This is a genomic window from Marinomonas sp. 63XJN7_9_ISO-PGPR-S23-217 (assembly GCF_056173515.1).
On record NZ_CM149678.1, the window covers coordinates 3,692,019 to 3,712,546 of the forward strand.

General features: G+C 44.2%; 16 protein-coding genes. 14 read left to right on the forward strand and 2 right to left on the reverse strand.

Annotated elements, in window-relative coordinates; translation table 11 throughout:
• Positions 1 to 309 precede the first annotated feature (309 nt).
• The 8 genes from cobA to AC0VYI_RS17310 all read left to right on the forward strand — a co-directional run bounded on the left by cobA (position 310) and on the right by AC0VYI_RS17310 (position 10,927).
• Positions 310 to 1,119 (forward strand): uroporphyrinogen-III C-methyltransferase, encoded by an 810-nt coding sequence (gene cobA / locus AC0VYI_RS17275; RefSeq protein WP_475444420.1) that lies wholly within the window; start codon positions 310 to 312, stop codon positions 1,117 to 1,119.
• 19 nt (positions 1,120 to 1,138) lie between these two features.
• Positions 1,139 to 3,679, forward strand: coding sequence for a nitrite reductase large subunit NirB (gene nirB, locus AC0VYI_RS17280; protein WP_475444422.1), 2,541 nt, complete (start codon positions 1,139 to 1,141; stop codon positions 3,677 to 3,679).
• Positions 3,680 to 3,719: 40 nt separating this feature from the next.
• Entirely contained in the window at positions 3,720 to 4,046 is a 327-nt protein-coding gene (gene nirD, locus AC0VYI_RS17285; RefSeq protein ID WP_199474953.1) for a nitrite reductase small subunit NirD, read from the forward strand.
• Positions 4,047 to 4,112: 66 nt separating this feature from the next.
• Positions 4,113 to 5,579: a NarK family nitrate/nitrite MFS transporter gene (locus AC0VYI_RS17290; protein WP_475444424.1), complete on the forward strand. Its 1,467-nt coding sequence runs from the start codon at positions 4,113 to 4,115 to the stop codon at positions 5,577 to 5,579.
• Positions 5,580 to 5,730: 151 nt separating this feature from the next.
• Complete coding sequence (locus AC0VYI_RS17295) at positions 5,731 to 7,479, forward strand: bifunctional protein-serine/threonine kinase/phosphatase (RefSeq protein ID WP_475444426.1); 1,749 nt, start codon at positions 5,731 to 5,733, stop codon at positions 7,477 to 7,479.
• 17 nt (positions 7,480 to 7,496) lie between these two features.
• A complete protein-coding gene (locus tag AC0VYI_RS17300) occupies positions 7,497 to 9,278 on the forward strand; it encodes a histidine kinase (RefSeq protein ID WP_475449833.1) in 1,782 nt (593 codons plus the stop codon).
• Between the two features lie 36 nt (positions 9,279 to 9,314).
• A complete protein-coding gene (narL, locus tag AC0VYI_RS17305) occupies positions 9,315 to 9,962 on the forward strand; it encodes a two-component system response regulator NarL (RefSeq protein WP_199474945.1) in 648 nt (215 codons plus the stop codon).
• A gap of 188 nt (positions 9,963 to 10,150) precedes the next feature.
• Positions 10,151 to 10,927, forward strand: a complete 777-nt coding sequence (locus tag AC0VYI_RS17310; protein WP_475444428.1) for a hypothetical protein — start codon at positions 10,151 to 10,153, stop codon at positions 10,925 to 10,927.
• 97 nt (positions 10,928 to 11,024) lie between these two features.
• Here the strand turns inward: AC0VYI_RS17310 and AC0VYI_RS17315 are convergent, their stop codons facing one another.
• A complete protein-coding gene (locus AC0VYI_RS17315) occupies positions 11,025 to 11,858 on the reverse strand; it encodes a helix-turn-helix domain-containing protein (RefSeq protein WP_475444429.1) in 834 nt (277 codons plus the stop codon).
• 171 nt (positions 11,859 to 12,029) lie between these two features.
• Here AC0VYI_RS17315 and AC0VYI_RS17320 point away from each other — a divergent pair, with 171 nt between their 5' ends.
• The 6 genes from AC0VYI_RS17320 to AC0VYI_RS17345 all read left to right on the forward strand — a co-directional run bounded on the left by AC0VYI_RS17320 (position 12,030) and on the right by AC0VYI_RS17345 (position 19,071).
• Positions 12,030 to 13,169, forward strand: a complete 1,140-nt coding sequence (locus AC0VYI_RS17320; RefSeq protein ID WP_475444431.1) for a tyramine oxidase subunit B — start codon at positions 12,030 to 12,032, stop codon at positions 13,167 to 13,169.
• A gap of 103 nt (positions 13,170 to 13,272) precedes the next feature.
• Complete coding sequence (locus tag AC0VYI_RS17325; RefSeq protein ID WP_475428987.1) at positions 13,273 to 13,692, forward strand: RidA family protein; 420 nt, start codon at positions 13,273 to 13,275, stop codon at positions 13,690 to 13,692.
• 60 nt (positions 13,693 to 13,752) lie between these two features.
• On the forward strand, positions 13,753 to 15,045 hold the full coding sequence (locus AC0VYI_RS17330) for an NAD(P)/FAD-dependent oxidoreductase (protein WP_475444433.1): 1,293 nt from the start codon (positions 13,753 to 13,755) through the stop codon (positions 15,043 to 15,045).
• 38 nt (positions 15,046 to 15,083) lie between these two features.
• Positions 15,084 to 16,475, forward strand: a complete 1,392-nt coding sequence (locus AC0VYI_RS17335; protein WP_475444435.1) for an APC family permease — start codon at positions 15,084 to 15,086, stop codon at positions 16,473 to 16,475.
• A 341-nt stretch (positions 16,476 to 16,816) separates the two neighbouring features.
• Positions 16,817 to 17,662: a methyl-accepting chemotaxis protein gene (locus AC0VYI_RS17340; protein WP_475449834.1), complete on the forward strand. Its 846-nt coding sequence runs from the start codon at positions 16,817 to 16,819 to the stop codon at positions 17,660 to 17,662.
• A gap of 248 nt (positions 17,663 to 17,910) precedes the next feature.
• Entirely contained in the window at positions 17,911 to 19,071 is a 1,161-nt protein-coding gene (locus tag AC0VYI_RS17345; protein ID WP_475444437.1) for an esterase-like activity of phytase family protein, read from the forward strand.
• 170 nt (positions 19,072 to 19,241) lie between these two features.
• On the opposite strand, the gene AC0VYI_RS17350 is transcribed toward AC0VYI_RS17345, so the two are convergent.
• The gene (locus AC0VYI_RS17350) at positions 19,242 to 20,144 is read right to left on the reverse strand and encodes an aspartyl/asparaginyl beta-hydroxylase domain-containing protein (protein WP_475444439.1); all 903 of its coding nucleotides are present in this window, start codon (positions 20,142 to 20,144) and stop codon (positions 19,242 to 19,244) included.
• Positions 20,145 to 20,528 lie beyond the last annotated feature (384 nt).

Genomic DNA, 20,528 nt, shown 5'->3' on the forward strand with positions numbered 1-20,528 from the left:
CAACATCCCGCCATTTTCTCTACGGTTTGAGAAAATATCGTCATTGAAATAGCTCTTTTTTCAGCATTTTATCAACTACTCACTTGTGGGTAATTTGCCCTAGAAAAAGGCTGACACGCACATGATTTACACATTTGCCACGCTGAAAATTTTTTCAAAAAATCCCCAAAAAATACAACGAACATGAAAAAACAATATTTTAATGCATTGATATAAAAGGAAAAAATCAAACATCCCATCTAGAAATTAAAACATGGCATCCATATTGCCCTATCAAGCTTAGCAAAGACCAACCATAGAGGCATAAGAATGATAAGCACATATTCGATGAACGGCACCGTTTCTCTCGTCGGTGCCGGACCTGGCGATCCAGAATTACTGACAGTGAAAGCCGTCAAAGCAATACAAAAAGCCGACATTTTAATTTTTGATAATTTGGTAAGCGACGCCATTCAAACCACCTTTCCAGCGACGGCTTTGCCGATTTTTGTAGGCAAGTCCAAAGGCTGTCACAGCATGAGTCAGGATGACATCAATACCCTGATGTTAAAGTACGCCACTCAAGGAAAAAGGGTGTGTCGCGTTAAAGGAGGTGACGCTTTCATTTTTGGTCGGGGCAGCGAAGAAATGCTCTTTCTTACGGAACACGGCATCCAAGTCGACGTGATTCCCGGTATAACGGCGGCGTCTGGTTGCACCACCTATGCCGACATCCCCCTTACCCATCGCGGCCTATCACAAAGCTGCACTTTCATTACGGCTCACGCCGATAAAGAGTTAAGCATCGATTGGCAAGCTCTGGTTCAGCTTAATCAAACCTTGGTTATATATATGGGGTTGTCCAAAGCACGACAGATTCAAACCCAACTGCTGCAACATGGTATGAATAAACGAATGCCTGTTGCCATCATCGAGAAAGGATGTACCAAAGCGCAACGTAATCTGCTCGGAGAGTTACACGAATTAGCCGACTTGGCAGAACGCCAGCACATAGAGTCCCCTGCGCTTATTGTGATCGGCAAAGTCATTACGATTGCCGAACAAATGGCATCACTAAAAGCCTGCCTTGATCAAAAGCAACATGATTACCCTGCATTATACTTACCTTTAACGGCCTAATCTGGAAAAGGAACTTCTTATGAAAAAGCAAAGAATTTTAGTCGTTGGTAACGGTATGGTAGGCAATAAGTTGATTGATAATCTCATTCAAGCGGACCATAACCCAGTCGATATCATGACGTTTAGCGGTGAACCAAGATTAGCTTACGATCGAGTTCACCTTACCTCTTATCTAACGGGCAGCAGTGCACAAGATCTTGCGTTAGTCGATGCTGACTACTACCAACAGCATCAGGTGCATTTCAGTCTGAATGATAAAGTGACGCAAATCGACCCGCTTGCTCAAACCATCACAACCGAGTCAGGCAGAGTAGAGTCCTATGACAAACTGGTGCTTGCCACAGGTTCTTATCCTTTTGTTCCTCCTATATCAGGTAATGACCAAGAGCACTGCCACGTATACCGTACCCTTGAAGATCTGGACGCCATCGAACGCTCCAGCCAACAAAGTGGTGTTGGCGTGGTGATTGGTGGTGGGCTACTGGGTTTAGAAGCTGCAAACGCCATCCAAAACCTTGGCCTTGAAACCCATGTGGTGGAATTTGCGCCGCGTCTCATGGCAGTACAGCTGGACCAAGAAGGCGGCGATCTGCTCCGTCGTAAAATTGAAGCGATGGGAGTGACAGTTCATACCCAAAAAGCCACCACCGAAATCGTGGCTGGGGAAACCTTACGTTATCGCATGAACTTTAACGATGGCAGCCATCTTGAAACCGACATGATTGTCTTTTCGGCTGGCATCCGCCCACAAGATGAATTGGCGAGAGCGGCGGGAATCACCGTCGGTGAGCGTGGTGGCATTGAAATAAACCAATATTGCCAAACTAGCCATGAAAACATCTACGCCATTGGTGAGTGTGCCTTATGGCAACAGCAAATTTTTGGGCTCGTCGCACCTGGTTATCAAATGGCGAAAGTCGCTGCCCAGCACATTCTCTCTCCCGAACAGGCCACATCGTTTAACGGTGCCGATATGAGCACCAAACTGAAATTACTGGGGGTCGATGTGGCTAGTATTGGGGAGGTTCACGGTAAAACCGAAGGTGCCCTCTCCTACACATACAAAGATGATATTACACAAGTTTATAAGCGCTTAATTGTTTCCTCTGACAAAAAGAAAATCGTTGGAGCCGTATTAGTCGGAGATGCCCAAGCCTATTCCAATTTATTGCAAATTCGCCAAAACGATATGCCGCTGCCAGACAATCCCTCGGTACTGATTCTACCAAACCTGGTCAATGATGATTCTGCGGCCATCGGTGTGGAAGCGTTACCAGATAAAGCCATGATTTGTTCGTGTTTTGATGTATCTAAAGCAGCGATTAAACAGGCTGTGATCAGCGGCTGTGTCAATATGTCGGATCTAAAAGCAAGCACCAATGCTTCAACGGGATGTGGTGGCTGCAGTGCTTTAGCCAAACAAGTGCTCGATAGCGAGTTAGCGAAACTGGGCGTCGAAGTCAACAATCACCTATGCGAACATTTTGCTTACTCCCGCCAAGAACTCAGTGATCTTATTCGTGTACAACAAATCAAAACATTTGAGGCATTACTGACTCGCTATGGTAAGGGTCATGGTTGCGAAGTGTGCAAACCAACCGTCGGCTCCATCTTAGCGTCGTTTTGGAATGACTATATTTTGCAGCAAGAACACTTGGAGCTTCAAGACACCAATGACCTGTATCTAGGGAACATGCAAAAAGATGGAACCTACTCCGTAGTACCCCGCATTCCAGCAGGAGAAATCACCCCTGAACGTTTAATTGTCCTCGGTGAAGTCGCCCGCGATTTTAACTTATACAGCAAAATCACCGGGGGGCAGCGTATCGACTTATTTGGCGCCCAATTAAACGATTTACCTGCCATCTGGCAACGTCTGGTAGATGCTGGGTTTGAAACAGGCCACGCCTATGGCAAATCACTGCGTACCGTCAAATCCTGCGTTGGCAGCGCCTGGTGTCGCTATGGCGTTCAAGACAGCATGGGGTGCGCAATCGATTTAGAAAATCGCTACAAAGGATTGAGATCACCACATAAATTGAAGTTTGCGGTCTCCGGTTGTACCCGCGAATGCGCTGAAGCCCAATCAAAAGACATTGGTGTGATCGCCACGGACAAAGGATGGAATTTATTCATCTGCGGAAACGGAGGCATGCGCCCTCGTCATGCGGATCTTTTTGCAACAGACCTCGATACGACAACCTTAATTCGTTATATCGACCGACTATTGATGTTCTACATTCGCACGGCTGACCGATTACAACGCACCTCTGTCTGGCTAGAAAACCTTGATGGCGGTATCGACTACCTAAAAGACGTCATTATTGACGATAAGTTAGGACTAGGAGCGGAGCTAGAACAAGCAATGGCCGACAGTATTTCTAAATATCAATGTGAATGGAAAACCACACTGGAGTCGCCAGAAAAACGCCAACGTTTTCAACACTTTATTAATAGCTCAGAGCGTGATGATGGCGTGCAATTTATTGAGATTAGACATCAAAAGTCCCCCGCTCCAAAAGGCAATACGTTAGAGATAGATAAGCCTGTTACGGCCTAATCATTTTGCTACTTAACCCTATATTAAATGAGGAATGGTCATGAATAACTGGCTAACCATTTGCAACATCACAGACATTGCGCCCAATACTGGCGTTTGCGCGAAAGTGGGAGAGAAACAAGTCGCTATTTTTTTCCACAAAAGAACGGATGCCTTATATGCCATATCTAACTATGACCCCATAGGCAAAGCGAACGTGTTATCCCGAGGCATTATTGGCTCGATTGGTGACCAACTATGTGTCGCCTCACCTCTGTATAAACAGCATTTTGATCTGCAAACAGGTACCTGCCTTGAAGATCCTAGTGTGCACATTGACGTGTACAAGGTCCGACAAAACAGCGGCCTGGTTCAAATACATCAATAATGAAACCAAACAATCCATCAGAACATATCATCACTCATGATCTTTGATAAAAGATAGGAACACAGCATGGAACACTCTAAATTCTCACTGTTCAGTTTTACCGGAAAAATGAAAATTCTCCATTTAAGTTGGATGGCTTTCTTCATCACCTTTGTGGTGTGGTTCAACTTTGCCCCCATGTTAGAGATGGTCAAAAGCACCCTTGGACTGTCCAATCAAGAAATAAAAACACTGCTCATTCTTAACGTTGCGCTCACCATCCCAGCCCGTGTTTTCATTGGCATGCTAACGGATCGGTTTGGGCCTCGTATAGTCTATTCAGCACTCTTAGCAGTCTGCTCAATACCTTGTTTTATGTTTGCGTTTGCCGATACTTTTTTACAAGCCGCCATTGCACGCTTTTTATTAGGCTTTATTGGCGCGGGTTTTGTGATTGGCATTCGACTTGTCTCTGAGTGGTTTCCCCATAACCAACTGGGCACAGCAGAGGGTATTTATGGCGGCTGGGGAAACTTTGGTTCCGCCGCTGCGGCGTTCTCTTTACCCACACTGGCGATTGTCTTTGGCGGTGATAATGGTTGGCGTTATGCAACGGCACTAACAGGTGTGATGAGTTTACTATTCTCTGTTGTGTTTTATCTGAACGTGACAGACACACCCAAAGGCTCAACCTATTTTCGACCTAAACATTTATCGGCCATGGAAGTCACTTCCAAAGGCGACTTCTTCTTTCTGTTGATTATGAAAATCCCCATGTACGCGGTACTGGCCTTATTAGCGTGGAAGCTATCACCAAGCGGTATCAACATGATTGGACAAGATGTTGTTTATGCCATTGATGCTGTACTTATTGCCATCTATCTACTGGAAGTGAAGCAGGTTTGGCAGGTGAATAAAAACATTTTCACCACACCTGTTGAGCCAATCCATCAATATAAATTTAAGCAAGTGGCGGTGCTAAATGGCTTGTATTTTGCCACATTTGGCTCTGAACTCGCTGTGGTCTCCATGTTGCCATTGTTCTTCTCCGATACCTTTACCTTAACCCCAGTTATGGCTGGGATGGTAGCCTCTTCCTATGCCTTTATGAATTTAATGTCTCGTCCTGGCGGCGGCATACTTTCTGACAAATTTGGCCGAAAAACGACCCTAATTGTTCTAACCGCTGGCCTAGCATTAGGGTACTTATTAATGGCTCAAGTCAACAGTTCATGGCCTATCGGCCTCGCCGTTGCGGCGGTTATGGCTTGCTCTTTCTTCGTGCAAGCTGGTGAAGGGGCTGTCTTTGCTACCGTACCACTGATCAAACGTCGTATGACAGGGCAAATAGCGGGGATGACAGGGGCGTATGGTAACGTCGGATCCGTCGTATATTTAACAATACTCTCCTTTGTCAGTTATCAAACCTTCTTCTACGTTATTGCCGCAACCGCCGTCATCGGGTTTCTAACATTGTTTTTTATGGAAGAACCGCAGGGAGAAATCGCCGAAATTAATGCGGATGGGACTGTCACAATGATTAACGTCTCTTAACGATAGCTAAGGTGGTGATAACATGCACAATCACCACCTTTTGCTTTACTTGATGGTTCTCTATCACGAACAGACAACCACAGTCGCTTACCATCGAATGTTATTCGTTATCCAAATAAAGTAAGAACTAGATGTATTAGGATACCTTACCGTGAGCAATGATAAACAACCACAATGTGTTGACTTTGCTGGGTGCTCTTTACAAGGGATTCGTAGTGAGAACCAAGATGCCTTTATTATCAAACAGCCAACTAACCGGGATGAGTTAGTCTATAAAGGCATCGTGGCATGTATTGCCGATGGCGTCAGTTGCAGCCAACAAGGACAACAAGCCAGCCACACAGCCACGTCACAATTTATTATGGATTATTACGCCACCCCAATCAGCTGGAGCGTGCAAAGTTCGGTGCACAGTTTGTTAAAAAGCCTGAATGCTTGGCTTTTCTCACAGGGCAAAGACCAACTACAACACAACGGCATGATCACAACATTGAGTGCCGTCGTTATTAAATCCAACACGGCCCACCTCTTTCATATTGGCGACAGTCGTATCTACCTTTATCGCGAACAAACATTAACCCAACTGACTCGTGATCATCTACGACATAACCGCTCTCAACACAATTACTTAACTCGTGCTTTGGGCATGGATGAACATATTGAAGTCGATTACCAAACCCTGGATCTAAGACAGGAAGATCTTCTACTCCTAACAACAGATGGTAGTCATGGTTTCCTCAGTGCTAACGAAATAAAAAAAGCCCTGAATGAAAAAACCTCATTGGAAACCATCAGTCGTACTTTATGCCAAACAGCACTGAAAAATGGCAGTCAAGACAATGCTAGCTGTGTCGTGTTACGTATTCTCAACTTGCCTAATAAAAGTCTATTAGAACACCAGCAGCAGCTACTGAACAGACAACCGCTCCCCGTACTCAAAACAGGCCAAACTGTGGATGGCTTTCAGGTTATCAAGACCCTCCATGAGAGTTCACGCAGTCATGTTTATTTGGTCACCGACACCGCTAATGGAGCCCTTCGTACCCTAAAAGCCCCTTCAATGAACCATCTCGACGATCAACAGGCGCTGTTGTATTTTGCAAATGAATATTGGATTGCCAGCCAGCTAAACAGCCCCCGCTTGATGAAAATGTATCCATCCCCTAAAGACACAAAATTTCTCTACCAAATTAGCGAGTTTATTGATGGGATGACGCTACGCCAATGGATGTACGATCACCCAATGCCACCCCTTGATAGTGTCAGAAAAATATTGGATGAACTGGTTCGCGCCCTGCGGGTATTACAGCGTGCCAATATGGTTCATCGTGACCTTAAACCCGAAAACATCATGCTGACCAAACACCACGAAGTAAAAATTATCGACTTTGGTACAGTGGATGCCCAAGGGTTACGTGAAGCTCAGCCATTCCAAACAAGCGATGTACCACTCGGCTCTATAAACTACACCGCGCCTGAATACATCAATACGGGACAGAGCACGATACTCTCAGATCTATTCTCCATTGGTGTCATAGGTTATGAGATGTTGTGCGGCGCACTCCCCTATAAAACACCTACATCACAGAACATTCAGAGTGCACGCCGTGCTAAATGGCAATACCGTTCTATCCAAAATGACCGATCAGACATCCCACTCTGGGTGGATTTAGCCCTACAAAAAGCTACCGCCCCAAATCCCAAACAGCGCCACCAAGCGCTTGGCGATTTCATCACAGACATCACCATCCCCAATGAGCGGCTGATCAATAATCCAAGAAATACTCCGCTATTAAGACGCAACCCGATTTTAGTTTGGAAAATACTCACCTTTATTAGTGTCTTGATCGCCGTTTTAGAAGGCCTATTATTACTTGCACCTTCTCCCTTATACCATTAGTACAGGAACACATCTTGATGCTACAAAAATTCAGCCGTTCCATCGTCCTCAGAATTACGTCCATGATGATCAGCCTGATTTTGATGGTATTTATCAGTACATTTTCATCCATGTATATGTCTCAAATCAGCGAGTTCGATGGCAAAACCATCAACCTGTCTGGTTCTCTGCGGATGATGAGCTATCGCATTTTTACCCAGGTTGCCGTCATGGAACAATCACCAACGCCCCAGAATCACTTAAAAGTACAACAATTGATTCAGCACTTTGACATACTGTTCCATGACCCACTGCTCACCAAAGACTTCATTCGCTTTAAAGAGATCAAGCTACAACAGGATTACAATAACATTGAAACACAATGGCAAACGGTCATAAAACCAACCTTATCCAACGCAACAACGGACTTTAAACTCGAGCAATTTCTACCCAAGGTAGAAGCCTTTGTGGATTCAATCAATGAGTTGGTTTATGGCTATCAGAAACTGCTTGAGAAGCGTTTAACCCTTCTCAAGATCATTCAATCTGCCACTCTATCCATCGCTTTAATCCTAATTTTGCTGTCTTTGTACTCTATTCATAAGCACATTGCCCGTCCGCTACGGGAATTAACTCGTGTTGCCAACGCTTCATCAAAAGGCGATTGGAGTCAACGCTCTCAGGTCGAACGCGAGGACGAATTAGGCCTACTATCCAACACATTAAATAAAGCCAATCAAAGTATGCAAACCATCCATCAGGATCTGGAGCAAAGGATAACCAACAAAACACAAGAGCTAAGTCGCAATAATAAAATACTCACCTTTCTTTATGACGTGGCACAGCAAGTCAACCACTCCCATAACGGCCACTTAAACTTTCACCAAATTCTCGATGAACTCTGTCACATCAGCATGCTGCAAAAACTTGAACTCAAGCTATTTGCAGATAACAATGCCACCCCCTATCAACATATTGTGTCGACGCCTTTTGATAAAAAAGACGAAAGAGCGATAAGCGTCGGTACAAGCTTTCCCATACAACGCAACGATTTTCACTATGGCGAAGTGCTTGCCGCCACTGTAGACAACCAAACATTGCAAGCGTGGCAAAAAGACCTCGTACAATCCTTGGTAGATCAATTAGCCATTGCCTTAAGTTTGTCTTACCAACTGAACCAAGAACGACGCCTTGCTTTACTGGATGAACGAGCCATCATCGCACGAGAACTGCACGATTCGTTGGCACAATCCCTATCTTATTTAAAATTCCAAGTGGCCTGTATTGAGAAAGGCATTCAGAAGGAACCGGTTAGTGAACGGGTTTTAACCCCCGTTTCTGAACTGAAAGAGGGACTGATTTCCGCCTATCGGCAGCTACGAGAATTGCTCACCACCTTCCGATTACAAATTGGCAATGGCGGCTTACAGGTTGCCCTAAGCGATACCATCGACCATCTATCAAAACACAGTGATATTGACATCCATGTTCACTATGACTGTCGACATGTACCTTTCACGCCAAACGAAGAAATCCACTTACTACAGATTGCCAAAGAAGCGGTACAAAACGCGCTGAATCACTCACAAGGCACATTTATTGCTGTCTCTGTGATTGAGCATGACAATAAATCCGTACAACTATTAATCAAAGACAATGGTATTGGCATCGCCCAGTCTGGGCCTGAACTGAATCACTACGGTATGGAAATCATTCAAGAGCGTTGTCATTCATTAGCGGGGACACTGAATATCGGTCAAATTGAACCCTGTGGTACGCAAATCGATTTAACCTTTATGCCAAGCTATTTAAGTCAATAGCTTTTTAAACCATCGCTTACGAAAAAGAGAGCAACTATGAATAAAACAGTTACCACCATAATGATCGTTGATGATCATCCTCTATTTCGCAAAGGCTTACAAAGACTCATCAGTTTTGAAGACAACTTAGACATTATTAACGAATTTAGCTCAGGTCGAGAGGCAATTGACACCGCTCTAAAAGATAACCCAGATTTGATTATTCTTGATCTTAATATGCAAGGCATAGATGGCATTGAAACCCTACGAATAATGCGAGAGAAAGGGGTCACATCACAAATTATCATCCTCAGCGTATCCGATAATGAAGACGATGTACTGGCCGCTATGCAAAATGGGGCCGATGGTTATTTATTAAAAGACATGGAGCCAGAAGATATCATCCACAGCATCAAGCAGGCAACGCTGGGTAAATTGGCGCTTTCTGACCGGTTAACCACCGTCATCACGGAGTCTTGGAGCAAACCACAAGAACCTCAAAAAGACCTCTTAAAAAAGCTCACTGAACGTGAACATCAAATCTTAGCGTTATTAACAAAAGGCATGAGCAATAAATCCATTGCCAATAAACTCAAGATAAAAGAAACGACGGTTAAGGTACATGTCAAAAATTTATTAAAAAAACTCAACCTTCATTCTCGATTAGAAGCGGCCGTTTTACTGATCGACACGAAACACCATTAGATAGTGATATCCGCTTTTTAATACATTCGTCCTATCACATCTAAATTAACCCTATAACAAACTAAAACGAAATGCCTACACCTCATGGCGGACTGGCTCTTGCCAGTTATAACAGTCTAAATTTGACGATAGTTCTCTCTAATAGTTTCTTATATGATAGGTTATCTATCACAAAAGTAGAGTGCGCTATGGGTACAAAAGTTGTTGCTTTGATGTTTTTGGGAATGAGTTCTTATACATTTGCTGCGAGTGCTAGCCACGACGTGAAACTCGGCATTTATGCTTCATCCATTACTTATAAAGAACCTGGAGTCATGACAGAAAAAGGCCTGATGACAGGCTTAAAAGGTCAGCTTTCTCTGCGCAACAATGACCGGGCTATCTTGCTAGACCTAATGTATTCAGAAGGCGATGTGGATTACGACGGTAGTGGAAAGATGAACAACGTACCAGACAGGATATTAGAAGTGCGTGGCATGTTGGGCCGTGACCTATATCTTCAGTCTGGTTACAGAGTCACCCCTTACATTGGTTTGGGCTATCGTAATTTAAACGATAACTCCAAAGACATGATCACAACAACCAATTATATTGGTTATGAACGAGAACAGGTTTACTGGTACAGCCCAATAGGTATTGAGATTCTAAATGGTGTCCTAAGTGGAAATTGGCGTCTTGGAGCTAGATTGGAATACGATTATTTTATCGCTGGTAGAAATCACACCTATTTAAGCTCTATTCCTGGCAATAACGATCTTCACTTCAAACAAAATAGTGGATCTGGCTACAGAATGAGCGTCGATTTTACGAGAGCCCTCTCCAATATAACCGCCGTAACGATCCAACCTTTTTACAAACATTGGGATGTAAAGCAATCAAACACGGGAATAAGCGGTGGAGAAGTATATGTTGAGCCGGATAATAACTCGACTGAATGGGGTGTCGGTTTATTATTGTCTTTTTAAGGTTAGGCCATTATTACGGATTGAGTGGTTTTTTCCCCAAAAACCACTCAATGCACTACAAAAGAGCAAGATTCATCTTAGTAAGCACCATTTTAAATCAAACATATCGAATACGGTCAAGATAACTTTGCTCTTTGACACGGTTTTGGTAAGCCATTGGCGTGGTATTAACCAGCTTTTTGAACTCCCTAAGGAAGTGTGGTTGATCACTAAAGCCAAGATCACAAGCAAGGTCTGAGAAGGCGACTTGGTCATTGTGATTGATATTATACACGGCAGATTGGCAGCGAATAATACGACTAAAGGCCTTTGGTGACATGCCTAAATCCGCTTTAAATTGGCGTTGTATCGTGCGTGTCGAAAAGCCCGTTAAATCTTCCAATTCTTCCACTCGAACACTGCCCTTGGTTTCACAAATCGTCTTCACCGCCTGTACTGTCAAAGAGGAGTATTGACGCGTTTTTTGACCATTGTAAAACTGTTTAAAAAGCGCCACTTGATCGGTGAAATTTTCCTGCTTAACAATATTCTCAAATACTTGATTTGATTCAGGAATCACTTCAATAAAATGATAGTGATGCTCTATTAATTCTTCCGCAGATACCTGCAAAAAATCAGGCACGACCCCCGATGCAAAACGCACACCGAAATAGCGATGATGGCTCTTCAATTCGATATCAATCGCCGCCATCGGCGTCCCAAACACTTCCGCTGTAGGATGGCTGCTATCGCAGTCAAATAAGATGTCCACACAGCCGTCAGGAATAGCGAATGTCTGTTCGTTAGAGTCATTCGCTTCAAAACTATAATAATGGGAAATGGCCGGATTATCCGATCTAGACAGATAGAAATTTTTCGCTGCACTCATTACCAGCCAAGGTTGCTTAGAGCGGATTTCCGCAAGACGATTTACCAGCGCATGTTTTGACATAACCCCACCCATTAATGAGAACACTTTGTTGATATGTAGCAAACCCAATGCCAAAAAATTGCGGGAAAACTATTTTTATCCATGTCGCAAAAATTCAATACGCCAAACAAAGACCTGACTAGGATCAAATAAATCGTTTCAAAAACCACGCTACAAAAAATAGGTGTTGCTATGTCAGAAGATACTAAGATTGATTTTATTTACCTGTCAGAACAAGACATGATTAAAGCTGGTGTCACGGACATGCCAAGTTGTGTCGATACCATGGAGGAGATGTTCACCCTGCTCTACAAAGGCGACTATCGTATGGCGGGTCCCAATAGCGACTCTCATGGTGCTATGATCACTTTCCCTGACGAATCCCCTTTTCCAACGATGCCAAAACCCACTGCGGACCGCCGTTTAATGGCCATGCCCGCTTACCTTGGCGGTAGCTTCCAAACCTGCGGGGTAAAATGGTATGGCTCCAACATTGCCAACCGTGAAAAAGGCCTTCCACGCTCTATCCTGATGTTTATTTTGAATGACATCGATACGGGTGCACCGATGGCTTATATGTCAGCTAACCTACTATCGGCTTATCGTACAGGCGCAGTTCCAGGTGTTGGCGCTCGCCACCTTGCACGTAAAGACTCCAAAGTCATTGGCTTACTTGGCCCTGGCGTCATGGGCAGAACAGCAGTTGCAGCCTTTATCGCCGCTTGCCCAGGGATCGACACCATTAAAGTAAAAGGTCGCGGTCAAAAAAGCTTGGACGAATTTGTGAAATGGACAAACGAGAATTACCCACAAGTCACGAATATTCAAGTGGTCGATACCCTAGAAGACGTGGTACGTGATTCCGACATCGTCACTTATTGTAATTCAGGCGAAACAGGTGACCCATCTACTTATCCAATCGTCAAACGTGAGTGGGTGAAACCTGGCACCTTTCTTGCGATGCCAGCTTACTGCAGCTTAGACGATGCCATGGAGCAAAAAGATGTACGTAAAGTCTTGGACAATACTGGCTTGTACCAAGCTTGGTATCACGAAGTACCAAAACCTGCCCACAACTATATTCCACTCCCTGGTGTTCGCTTCATGGACATGATTGAGGAAGGCAAGCTAACGCTAGAAGAGTTGGAAGACATCGGCAAAATCACCGCTGGAGAGGCTCCTGGCCGTCTAAACGATGAAGAAATCATCATCATGTCAGTGGGCGGTATGCCAGTGGAAGATGTGGCATGGGCTACTGTGGTTTACCGTAATGCCATCGAGAAAAATATCGGTATCAAACTCAATCTTTGGGATACACCAGCGCTTCGCTAACAGCAACGACTCGCTAATAGCGGCTAAGCAAGCGCCTATGTCTAAATAGGGGCTTGCTTACAGCGTATCTCGTTACCAACTTACAAGAGATTTGAGAAGAAAAATGAGCACCATTGTAAAAGTAAAAACCGGTTCTAAGTTTGAAGAAATCGCCAGCTACTCCCGTTTAGTCGAGGTGGATAACTGGATTTTTGTCTCCAATACAGCGGGCCGAAACCCAGTCACGCAAGAAATACCAGAAGACGTGATTGAGCAGACAAAGCAAGTCTTCGCCAATATCGAGCGTGCATTATCGACCGTAGATGCATCTCTTGGGGACGTAGTGATGTCCCGTGTATTTATCCAAAACCCAGAAGACACAAACGCCGTCATGGAATTCATCGGCACTCAGTTTAAAGGCGTTAATCCAGCCACAACCGTGACTTGCCCGCCGCTGGGTTCCACTGTCTACAAAGTGGAGCTGGAAGTCACCGCGTATCGTGGTGCAGCCAAAGCAGACGTTCAGGAAATCAAATTGGCTTAACCGGAGTTTTGCATTGCTTATTCTCTGCAAATACTCTCTTTCATCATCTGGAAATGTGCTATGACAAAAACACTCGACGCAATTGAAACACAAGATCAGCTCCCCAAAAGCACCAGTGTGGTGATCATTGGTGGCGGCATTGTGGGGGTCACAGCTGCACTCACCCTTGCTGAACGCAATATCCCAGTGGTGTTGTTGGAGAAAGGTCACATAGCCGGCGAGCAATCTTCCCGTAATCTTGGCTGGGTGCGTAAAACCAATCGCCATTTTGATGATGTGCCTTTGGCCATGCAAGCGGATCGACTATGGGCAGAGATGCCAAACCGCATAGGCCAAGAAGTTGGCTACAAACAAGCGGGCATCATGTTCCTTGCTAAAACCCAAGCGCAGCTTGCGATGCATGAAAGCTGGCTAAAATCCGTTGAGTCATTAGAGCTCGGTTCCAAAATATTAAGCGCTAAAGAAATCAGCCAAAAAGTACCGGGTGGTCAAGGCCACTGGGAAGGCGGAATTTTCACCCCTTCAGATGGTCGTGCTGAACCTTCGATAGCGGTGCCTGCCATGGCGAAAGCAGCTCAGAAAAAAGGGGCTATTTTGATTCAGCACTGTGCCGTTCGCACCCTCTCCATGAGCGCAGGCAAAGTCTCTGGTGTCGTCACTGAAAAAGGGGAAATCCGCTGTGATCGCGTACTGCTTGCGGGTGGTGCTTGGTCACGTCGCTTCCTCGGCAATTTGGGCGTGTCGCTGCCGACATTACCGTTGATTTGTTCTGTATTTAGAACCAAACCGATGGAAGGCCCGACTGATATCGCCGTGGGCGGTCCTGATTTCTCTTTTAGAAAACATAAAGACGGTGGGTTTATTATCACCCAGCGCGGCAAGCTTGATGCGCCCATCACGCTGGATCACTTGCTGATTGGTCGCCGTTATATGGATCAACTTCGTACTCAACGCGGCTTTTTGAATATTTCTTTTGGTCGTCATTTTATTAAGGACCTTGCCCTTGCTCGACGCTGGGGAGGCAACAAGGTGTCACCATTCGAAAAGATCCGCACCTTAGATCCAGATTTCAATCCCAACCTTAACCAAGATGCGTTCAACAACCTTTGTAATGCTTGGCCCGCTTTTGAAAAAGCCGAGCCAGAAGAAGCTTGGGCAGGTGTGATTGACGTCACCCCTGACTCAAACCCTGTGATTGATCATGTTCAAAAAATCCCCGGATTAACCGTTGCGACAGGTTTTTCTGGCCACGGTTTTGGAACAGGACCCGCTGCAGGGGAGTTAGCTGCGGACTTAGTATCCAACGCAACACCATTAATCGATCCAAGCCCTTATCGCTTTGATCGTCTCTAAAATCGACCTAAGATTTTAATCATAAGAGGAACGGAACAATGAGTGATACATCAACCATAAATTCAATACCGACAAGTCAAGGCATGTCGTCGAGCAGAAAGATCGGTCTGCTCACCATGATGGCAACTTGTATTGGTATGGTTATTGTGCAAGGGGCAATGATTTCTGCGATGCAAGGTATTGGTCTAGGTGGCATGGGCTTTATCTTTGCCATGCTGGCAGCGTTGATCATCGCACAATTTAATGCCATGAGCTTTTCGGAGTTGTCTTTAATGTTTCCACAAGAAGGAACACTGGCGACTTACACACAAAAAGCCATTGGTCACTTTCCTGCCATCGTTTCGGTGTTTGCAGGCTATGTCGTCGTCGCCACTTTGGCCTTGCCCGTCGAGTTATTCCTAGTGGATGCTATGATTGGTCAGCTGCTGCCTGGCATGTTCCCAGAAAAATTGATCCCGATTTTGATCGTGGCGATTTTGGCCATCACCAACATTATCGGTACCGATGTTTTTTCCAAAGTTCAGAACGTGTTAGCTTTTGTTATGGTCAGCGCCTTAATCCTTGTTGGTTTAGCGGCTGTTTCAGGCAGTCCAGAACCACACCCAGTATTAACGGGTGCGACAGTCGATTGGGGCTTCTCTGGAGTAACCAACGGCAGTTTTATTGGTTTAATTGCCTTGGCTATGTGGCTGTTCGTGGGCTCTGAATACATCTGTCCTATGATCAATGAAGTGAAGAACCCAGAGAAAAACATTCCTCTAGCCATGCGCCTTTCTTTGCTCGCTATCTTCTGTATCTTCGCCCTGTTTGTTTATGGTGCGAGCTTATACTTAAATACGGACGAGTTGCTGAAATCCCCTATTCCTTACCTAAATTATGCGAATGCCGTATTTGGTAAAGCAGGTTTAATCATTGCCACCATTATGGCGTTGACCGCAACCTGTAGTACCGTAAACACCATTTTTGCGGCACTACCACGTATGCTTCATGGTATGGCACAAGAAAAACAAGCTTTCCCTATTCTAAAAGCAACCAATCGCTTTGGTTCACCTTGGGTAGGCATTGTGATGATGGCCGTTCTAAGCGTCATTCCTTTTTTAGCGATGACTATAGACTCTTTGATTGTCTTTGTAATTGCTGCCACCACGAGTTATTTGTTGGCTTACATCATCGCGCACATTGATGTTATCGTCTTGCGTCGCCGTATGCCAAATCACAAGCGCCCTTATCGCACACCATTCTTCCCAATACCACAAATTCTGGGGATCATAGCCATGGTGTATGTGGCACTTAATAACTCTCCATCACCAGATATGACCAAAATGGTGTATAGCATTGCTGGGGGCATGCTGGCGGTGATCTGTGTGATCGCGGCTATCTGGGTAAAATTCTATATGAAACGAGGACTATTCGAGCCTGATATGGACTAAGACTCCCACTTCAAAACGTCAGCTGACTTTTCTAGTCACTGGCGTTTTGCTTTTTTCATAAACTGTTATCACTGTTAAGTTAACGGAGCCTGCCTATGCTGTTTAGTAAAAAGAAAAACCTTGAGGCTTTACAAGAAAAGTTAGCACAGGTGAATGCTGAAAAACTCGCTTTAGAACAGGAAGTTCATCATCTCAAGGAAGAATTACACCAGCAGCAAGAGAAACATAAGCGCACTCCACCGCAACAAACACTCGATGATCGTTTACTACTCGCCCAGCAACCTCTTCTTAATCAAGCTCTCAATGCGATCACACAAGTTTCTGAATATCTATTTGAGCCCATGAGTGCATCGGAAGGCAGCAACCAAAAAATTGCCGACAACAAATCCGATATTGCTAAACTCACTCTCTCTTTAACGGACATTGCCAACAAAACCCAGTCCAGTCTCGACGATGTAAACAATCTCAAAAACATCACCAATGACATTAAAAACTTCACCGACATTATCCAAAGCATCTCGGAACAGACCAATTTATTAGCACTCAATGCTGCCATTGAAGCCGCTCGCGCCGGCGAATACGGACGAGGCTTTGCGGTTGTGGCAGACGAAGTTCGCACTCTGGCTAACAAAGCTCGAGACTCCAGCGAGCAAATTTCGACCTTGGTGCAAAAAATTGATGGCCGTACCAACACGGTCAGCGGGCAAATCGACATACTGTATCGCTCAGTATCAGATGCCAGTCAGAGTTGCGAACAGCTTGATCAATCCTTCCGACTCACCGCACAAGATGCTGAAAAGATGATGTCTGCGGGCTACCATTCCATGGCCTTTGCCCATGGGTCTGCCAGTCTGCTAGAGCTTAACCAATGGCAATCATCCTACCTTATCGCCGCCTTAAGCAACCAAACACCAAGCGCCTTTAGAGACATCAAGGAGACGGATTTTGGTAGTTGGTATTACCAAGGTACAGACAATGAGTTTAACTTCCGTTCACTCTCCGACTTTCTTAAGATTGACAATGAATTGTTTACTTTAAACGAGATAGCAAAGGAGCTGACGCAAACCGCACCCCATAGCGCTATACACTTAGCGCAACAAGAAGAGAACATAGTGAAACACATCATAAACATCTACCAATATATGCAACAGATCCAGAGTTACCTATTTAAGCAAATCCACTATTGAAGTAACCCTTCTCTTTAGAGACTGACGTCATCTCATAGGCAAGGTCATCTATGATTTTTCCCGATGTGGAATCACCAACATTTTGGTCGCGGGGTATTCATCAGTCTACCCCATGACACGATTAAACTCGGTAGAAGCCAGCATGGTTTCCCTCATAAAATGCTAGTCATAAAGTTGACAAGAGAAATGGTTACCCTGTATTAGAGATCTCTTGAGTTCTTTCTTCAGACTGGCATTAGTGAGATTTAATGATGAAAAAGCAATTATTACACACCGTTTTGTTCGGTCTACTGCTTGGCTCCGCTATGACGGCCCAAGCGCTTGAAATAGGCACTAAAATCAGCACTCCTTGCCCTTTTGGAGAATGCCAAAATGCGTTTGAGCTGTCTTACTTTGGTGAAGTGGATGTACCAACTGACACGTTTTTTCAGAATGTAGAGGTCGGTGGGCTCTCCGGGATCGACTATGATCCCCAGACGGGACATTATATTGCCATTTCCGATGATCGGTCAGAAAAGGGACCTACTCGTTTTTACACCCTGAGTCTGGATTTTACCAAAGAGGGTCTTAAAGCGGTGCATATTCTCAAATCCACCACACTCCTTACCAAACAAGGCAAACCATTTGGCAAAATGATGGCAGACTCTGAATCCATCCGAGTATTCAATGGTAAAGTCCTTTGGACAAGTGAAGGCTGGGGTAGCCATGAGATTCCCCCTTTTGTCCGCATCGCCGATATGAATGGCCACTTTATAAGAGAATTTACTCTGCCTAAAGGCTTTGCGCCAACCAAAAACCATAAATCTGGTATTCGAGACAATCTCGCTTTTGAAGGTTCCACCGTCTTGCCAGACGGAGACATTCTGATTGGCATGGAAACCGCTCTCTACCAAGATGGTCCAATCTCCAGTCTATTGCATGGCAGTCTCGCTCGAATTATTCGCTACGATGCCCAAACAGGTAAACCCAAAGCTGAATATGTTTATCCTGTCAGCCCTATCCCTCAAGCGGCGGCAACCTCCAAAGGGGGAAATGATAATGGCGTATCGGAAATTTATGCTCTAGATAACACCCATTACCTAGCACTAGAGCGCGGCTGGGCTGAGGGCGTCGGCAATTATGCCAAGCTGTTTTTGGTGGACATTAGCGGCGCCACCGACGTGTCTAACATTGCCTCTTTAATCCACAGCAAACAACGTATCGTCCCTGTACGCAAAACCCTAGTGCTCAACATTCGTGCTCTAGGAATCAAGCCAGATAATCTAGAAGGCGTTACCATCGGCAAAACGAAAGCGGGTCAGGAAGTGCTGATTATTGAAGCGGATAACAACTTTAATAAACATGAAACCAACCAATTTCTAGCCTTTAAAGTACTAAAACGTCCTGGCTTAAATCGGCCAGTAAACTAAGGAAATAGGAGAATCCATCCCATTTCCTTACGACCTCCCTTTGCTAAAGAAGCTAATCAGGGGAGGTCGGCCTTTATAGTGAAAACGCTTATACCCAAAAGCATTTAGTTCGTTTTCCTATGTTTACGATTAAATAACCTTAGAAATTAAGAAAAAGCATTAGATTTATACTATTTAAAAAAGATAATATAAATAAGGTAAAAATATAATGCGTATTGTAGAAAGTAATATAAAGGTTTATTAAAGGCTTTAATCTTTTTACCAACTATCCTTATTTTATATACGTAGGCAAAAATTTTATTTAGAAGCCCAACCTTGTCTCCTTTTACATTCTTTGTTGCCGAGGCAGACAACAATGTGTAAGACAAAAACTCATTAAACCAATCCACTAAAAATAAATTAACTGGTCGTTTAATATCTAGAAATAGCACAATTCTATTTTGCTCTGTTTTATTTTCGGCATAATGAATAAAAGTTTCATCAAACATAACAGACTCACCATCCCGCCAAGAATACTGTATACCGTCAACGACAATATGACAGTCATCAGAATTGGGGGTTACCAACCCTAAGTGGTAGCGCAACGATCCAGCATAAGGATCTCTATGCTTCACCAAACGAGCCCCTGGTGGCAACATGGCAAACATGGCCCCTTTCACACCAGGCACAGTGGATAGCAGCGCCACTGTATTGGGACATAACCGCTTAGCGGACTTTAAATCGGCACCGTACCACTTTAAGTAAAAGCGCTTCCAGCCAGTACGAAAGAACGAATTAAAGCCGAGATCGTCCAAATCATCAGACGCCTTAATTTGTGCTGAATTATTCAAGACAAGCGCTTCATCACGAATCATTTCCCAGTTATCTTCTATAACCTTCAGCTCAGGGAATTCTTTAACATCAATAAAAGGGCTCTTTTTAACGCGAGAGAACAGATAAAATAGGCAATTAATTGGGCCTAAGAAATTGGAATGATCGGTAATTCGACGAGATAACTTACTATGCTTAACCACACCACGGTTTTGAACATAAAAAGCACACATCACGAACAATAGAAAAACAGCAACCCCCATACATACATCCCCCAAGGTATTGAAAACACCTCAATCATGAGGTTAATCCGGGCTATGCTATTTTAACCACCTTTCAAACACAAATTGACTTTACTCATTATTGAAATAACAAAAAGGAATAACTTAAGAAAATCTCAAGAAAAAACACTATTTTTAAGAAAATGGCAAAATAAGAAAACAATTAGAAAACACATTAAACATTCAATAGGACATACTTCTAAAATAAGAATAAACATAAAGCATTTGACATATCGAAATAACACTCAATTTTCAAGTAAATCAGGTTAACAAAGGCATTCATAAAAATTTACCCAGCAAGCAATGCTATAGCCATAAAAGAAATGATCTATTACGGCTATAGCAGATTAGCAGTGACCTGAGAGA